This window comes from Cupriavidus sp. 01L46 (assembly GCF_056399905.1).
On the sequence record NZ_JBFTSF010000478.1, the window covers coordinates 1 to 5814 of the forward strand.

The window sequence follows — 5814 nt, forward strand, 5'->3', positions numbered from 1 at the left end:
GCCCGGCAGTTTCCGCCGCCCCGTGCTTGCCACCGGCAAGGGGGCCGGCAAACCGCTGCCGGATTCCGCCTTGCAGCACCTGGGCACCATGCTGGCGTTTCCCTCGGCGCAAGGGCGCTATCCCGGCCTGGACATGGTCAAGGCGGCCTGCACGCCCGAGTCGCTGGCGGACTTTGCCTGGGACAATTTCGCGGCGTGGCTGCTGGTCAATGCGCCTGCCAAGGAGAGCTGGGCGCTGAGCGCGCTGGGCGTGCTCGGCAACGACGACACCGCGCGCCGGCTCACGCCGTATGTCCGCGCCTGGCCCGGCGAGGCCGCGCACGCGCGCGCCGTGGCCGGGCTGGATGTGCTCGCCATGATCGGTAGCGACGTGGCGCTGATGCACCTCAACGGCATTGCGCAGAAGGTCAAGTTCAAGGGCTTGCAGGACCGTGCCCGCGAGAAGATCGACGAAGTGGCCGAGGCGCGCGGGCTCTCGCTCGAAGAGCTCGAAGACCGCCTCGCGCCCGACCTCGGGCTGGACGCGCACGGCACCTTGCTGCTGGATTTCGGGCCGCGCCAGTTCCGCGTGGGCTTCGACGAGGCCCTCAAGCCCTTCGTGCGCGACACCGACGGCGCACGCCTGGCCGACCTGCCCAAGCCCAAGAAAACCGACGACGCCGCGCTGTCCAAGGAAGCCGTGGAGCGTTTCAAGGCGCTCAAGAAAGACGCCCGCACCATTGCCAGCCAACAGGTGCTGCGCCTGGAGCTGGCCATGTGCGCGCGCCGGCGCTGGAGCGCCGCGGTGTTCGAGCCCTTCCTGGCGCAGCATCCGCTGGTGCGCCACCTGGTGCAGCGGCTGGCGTGGGGCGTGTACCGCGTGGCGCACGGCAGCGACAGCGGCGGCGAGCTGCTGGCGTGCTTTCGCGTGGCCGAGGACGGCAGCTACACCACGGCCGACGACGATGCCTACGCGCTGCCGCAAGGCGAGGATATCCGCGTGGGCATTCCCCACGCGCTGGAATTGCCGGCCGAAGATGCAGCCGCCTTCGGCCAGCTGTTCGCCGACTACGAGCTGCTGCAGCCCTTCGCGCAGATCGGCCGCGACACCTACGCGCTGACCGAGGCCGAGCGGCAGGCCATCGACCTGGATCGCTGGAAGGGCGTGGTCATCCCCACCGGCAAGCTGTTCGGCCTGGCCAACCGCGGCTGGCGGCGCGGCGCGGCGCAGGACGGCGGCGGCATCTGGTACTACACCAAGCAGGTCGAGGGCGGACGGGCGATCGAACTGACGTTCGATCCCGGCATGATCGTGGGCATGCCCGACGAATATCCGGAGCAGACCTTGCAAAGCCTGCAGTTCGGCGTGGATGCGCACGGCTGGGGCATCGCCCGCAACGGCGGCAAGAAGTTCGCCGGGCTCGACCCGATCGCCGCCAGCGAACTGATCCGCGACATGGAGAGCCTGCGCGCATGAACGCCCGCGTCGATGCATCCCTTATTCCGCTGCCCCTCATTCCGCGGCCCCCTATCGCGCGGCTCCTTATCCAGCGGCCCCAGATGGCGCCGCTGACCGCACCAATGGAAAGCCACCATGGTTGACAAGACAAGCCCCACGCTCCAGCGCCCGCCCGCCGAGCTGCTCTACGCGGACGAACTGGCGCGCCTGGCCGCTACCGACGATGCGCCACGCCCGCCAGGCTGGGCGCTGTCGCTGACTGCCGCGCGCCGCTTTATCCTGGGCGATGCCGGCAGCGATATCGCCGCCAAGCTGGTGGCCCCGGCGGCCATGATCGAGCGGGCGCTGGTCACGCTGGCCACCGGGCGGGGGCTCATGCTGGTGGGCGAGCCCGGCACCGCCAAGTCGCTGCTCTCGGAGTTGCTGGCGGCGGCCGTCAGCGGCACCTCCACGCTGACCATCCAGGGCGGGGCCTCGGTCACCGAGGACCAGATCAAGTACGGCTGGAACTACGCGCTGCTGATCAACGAGGGCCCGAGCCAGCGCGCGCTGGTGCCCGCGCCGCTGTACCTCGGCATGCAGCAGGGCCGCATCGTGCGTTTCGAGGAAATCACCCGCACGCCGCTGGAGGTGCAGGACTGCCTGCTGGCCATGCTGTCGGACCGCGTGATGGCGGTGCCGGAGCTCGAAGGCGCCGCCGGCATGCTGTACGCGCGAGAAGGCTTCAACATCATCGCCACCGCCAACACGCGCGACCGCGGCGTCAACGAGATGAGCGCGGCGCTCAAGCGCCGCTTCGATTTCGAGACGGTGTTCCCGATCCTGGATTTCCAGCGCGAGCTGGAACTGGTGGAGCAGGCCTCGGCACGCTTGCTGGCGCGCAGCGGCATTCCCCGGCGCGTGCCGGAGCCGGTGCTGGAGTTGCTGGTCACCACCTTCCGCGACTTGCGCGGGCAGGGCACGCAGCCGCGCCGCAACGCGGACGAAGGCGGCGCCGAGCGCATGAGCGCGGTCATGTCCACCGCCGAGGCCGTGAACGTGGCGCATGCGGTGGGCGTGCGCGCCTGGTTCCTCGAGCAACGCGATGGCAGCCCCGCTGACCTGGTCGACTGCATCGGCGGCACCGTGGTCAAGGACAACGCCGACGACCGCGCCAAGCTGCGCCGTTACTTCGAACAAAAGGTCTCGCGCCGCGCCGGCTCGCACTGGCAGGCCTATTTCGCCGCGCGCGACCGCCTGCCTTGATGCGCCACGCAGCCCCAGGCCGATGACAGCGCCGACCCCCGTGCCGCACGCGGAGCCGTATGTGATCGGCGTGCGCCACCACAGCCCCGCCTGCGCGCGCCTGGTGGCCGAGCGCAATGGGTGGCGTTGCAGGGCGCCGGGCGCATCGGCGCGCAGGCCCGCTTTATCGACCTGCCGGCCTGGCACGATGCATTGTCCGGGCGYACCAACCGCTACGCCGACGCTGACGATGATCATCATGCCGAGCGCGCCGCCGGCTACGAGGCGGCGCTGTGCGCCGCGCTGTGCATCGACGGCCGCGACGCGCTGTGGGAGCACTTGTTCGAGAGCGAGATGCCGCTGCCGGCGCTGGCCGCAGCGCTGGATACGCACTTTGGCCAGTTGCGCGGCGACGATCCCGGCTCCCCCGCCAATGCCGAGCGCGAGGCCATGATGGCGCGCTGGATMGCATGGGCCATGGGCCAGGCGCAGGGCGCACCGGTATTGGTCGTTTGCGGCGGCTATCACGCGCCCGCACTGCGCGCGCTATGGCGCGGGCATGCCGAGGCGGCCGGCAGCGAGCCCCCTGCCGTGCCGCAGCCAGAGGTCGCCGCCGGCGTTGAAGACGGCGCAGCGCCCGTGCGCAGCGGCAGCTACCTCGTGCCCTACACCAGCAAGCGGCTCGACGCCTTCGCCGGCTATGCCTCCGGCATGCCGTCGCCGATGTACCAAATCTGGGTGTGGCAGCACGGCAGCGCCGAAGCCGGCAAGCTGGCCCTCGCCCGGACCGTGCACCGCCTGCGCGAGAAGAAGCTCCCCGCATCCACCGCCGATCTCAAGGCCTTGCACGCGCATGCCCACGGCCTGGCGATGCTGCGCGGCCATGCCCAGCCCTTGCGCTGCGACTGGCTCGACGCCAGCGCCGCCACCCTGATCAAGGACGCCCTCGACGCGCCGCTGCCGTGGACCTATCGCGGCCCGCTGCTGCGCGGCACCGATCCCGTGCTGGTCGAACTGATGGACGTGCTGGCCGGCGACCAGGTTGGCGTGCTGGCGGCCGGCACGCCGCAGCCGCCGCTGGTCGATGCCGTCGACGCCGAGCTGGCCGCGCACGGTATCGTGCTGCAGCCGGGCCGTGCGCTGCAGCTCAAGCTGGACTTGCTGCAGACCGCCGACCGCGAGCGCAGCCGCAGCCTGCACCGGCTGCGCATCCTGGCGTTGCCGGGGATCCAGCGCGAGCGGGGCCCGTCGCTGGCGCTGTCCGCCGAGCGCGAGGAGCACTGGCGGCTGCTTGGATCGCTGGAGCAGCGCGCCGCGCTGATCGAGGCCGGCGCCTATGGCGCCACGCTGCACGACGCCGCGCGCGCCCGGCTGGAAGAAGCGCTGCGCGGCGCGGCGGGCAAGCTGGCGGCGCTGGCTGCGCTGCTTAACGATGCCGCGTTCGCCKGGCTGCCGGAAGCCGGCGCCGCCTCGCTCGCCGAACTGGGCCGGGCGGTTGGCGCAGCCTCTCGCTTCGAGGCGCTGGGCGAGGCGCTGGGGCTGCTCCATGCCTTGCTGCGCCACGGCCAGGTACTCGGCATGGCCGGCGCGCCGGTGTTGCACACGGTGGTGGCGGCCGCGGTCGAGCGCGCCCTGTGGCTGCTCGACCTGCCGGGCCAGGTGGCCAGCGCCGAGCAGCAGGCACACCTGCTGACTTTCCGTGCGGTGCGCGATGTGGTGCGCGACGTGCGCAACGGCGCGTTCGGCGATGGCCAGCCGCTGCCCGCGCTCGATCCGCAGCGTGCCCTGGCCGTGTGGCGCCGCAAGGCGCGCGACCCGCAGGCGGCGGCTGCCAGCCGTGGCGCGGCGCTGGGCGCGCTGGCGAGCCTGGACGAACCGGCTGCGCCACAAGACGGCGACGGCGGCGGCGGCGACGACGACGACGACAGCATCGCGGGCGCACTGCGCCTGCTGGCGGGCTTGCCGCCGGCCACCATCGGCGATGCGCTGGCCGGCCTGCTGGCGCTGGCACGCGATGTCTTGACCGATGCCCGCGGGTTTGCCGGCGGGCTCGACGGCCTGTTGCAGCAGCTCGACGACGAGGCCTTCGTGCAGGCGCTGCCCGCCATGCGCATGGCCTTTGCCTGGCTGCCGCCGGCGGAGCGCGGCGCGCTGGCGCGCCAGGTGCTGGCTCTGCGTGGCGGCGAAGCCTATGGCGAGCGCTCGCTCACCGCGCCGCTGGGCGCGCATGACCCCGTGGACATTGCCGCCGCGCGCTTGCTGGAAGCCGCCGTGACGGTGCGCCTGCGCTACTGGGGCGTGCCCGTCGGCGCGGCCCCCGATCCCAACCCGAACTCGAAGCCCACCGCGCCATGAGCCTGCACCTGCCTGATCCCTTGCAACGCTGGCGCCTGCTGTTGGGCGAAGCCGCGCAACCCGCGCTGGGCGAGCTCGATGCCGATGCCGCCGCGGCCGACGCCGCCCTCGACTGGCTCTATGGCCGCGACCCCGAGCGCGCGCGGCGCGGCGAGCGTACCGGCAGCGGCGGCGCCTCGCAACTGACCACGCCGGACTGGATCAACGAGATCCACCGCCTCTTCCCGCGCGAAGTGATCGAGCGGCTGGAGCAGGACGCCGTGGAGCGCTACGGCATCGACGAAGTGGTCACCAACCTCGAAGTGCTGGAGCGCATCGAGCCGTCCGAAGCGCTGCTGCGCGCGGTGCTCCACACCAAGCACCTGATGAACCCCGAGGTGCTGGCCGCCGCGCGCAAGCTGGTGGCCGAGGTGGTCCGGCGCATCATGGAAAAGCTCGCCACCGAAGTGCRCCAGGCTTTCGCCGGCACGCGCGACCGGCGGCGGCGCTCGCGCGTGCGCATCGCCCGCAACTTCGATTTTCGCCGCACCTTGCGCGAGAACCTGCATCGCTGGGACCCGCAGCGCGGCAAGCTGTTCGTGCAGGCGCCGGCATTTTTCAGCCGCGTGCGCAGCCATGCGCAATCGTGGGACATCATCCTGCTGGTGGACCAGAGCGGCTCGATGGTGGACTCGGTGATCCATGCCGCGGTGATGGCCGCCTGCCTGTGGCAATTGCCGGGCATGCGCACGCGGCTGGTGGCGTTCGATACCGCGGTGGTGGACCTCACCGCCGACGTGGCCGATCCGGTCGAGTTG

General features: G+C 71.8%; 4 protein-coding genes. All 4 read left to right on the forward strand.

The genetic code is table 11. The annotated features are described in order from the left end of the window. Positions 1 to 1456, forward strand: a 1456-nt coding sequence (locus AC1DS3_RS37140) for a DUF4132 domain-containing protein (RefSeq protein WP_477129191.1), incomplete at its 5' end; no start/stop codon positions are given. 117 nt (positions 1457 to 1573) lie between these two features. Then, complete coding sequence (locus AC1DS3_RS37145) at positions 1574 to 2683, forward strand: ATP-binding protein (RefSeq protein WP_183035408.1); 1110 nt, start codon at positions 1574 to 1576, stop codon at positions 2681 to 2683. A gap of 120 nt (positions 2684 to 2803) precedes the next feature. Beyond that, entirely contained in the window at positions 2804 to 5017 is a 2214-nt protein-coding gene (locus AC1DS3_RS37150) for a DUF5682 family protein (RefSeq protein WP_477129192.1), read from the forward strand. Beyond that, positions 5014 to 5814 (forward strand): VWA domain-containing protein (locus AC1DS3_RS37155; RefSeq protein WP_477129193.1); only part of this gene is annotated, 801 nt, incomplete at its 3' end. The genes AC1DS3_RS37150 and AC1DS3_RS37155, both read left to right, overlap by 4 nt.

What these genes read in the sequence shown, in the direction of transcription:
- AC1DS3_RS37145 (WP_183035408.1), top strand. Translation starts at nt 1,574, where the DNA reads ATGGTTGACAAGACAAGCCCCACGCTCCAGCGCCCGCCCGCCGAGCTG.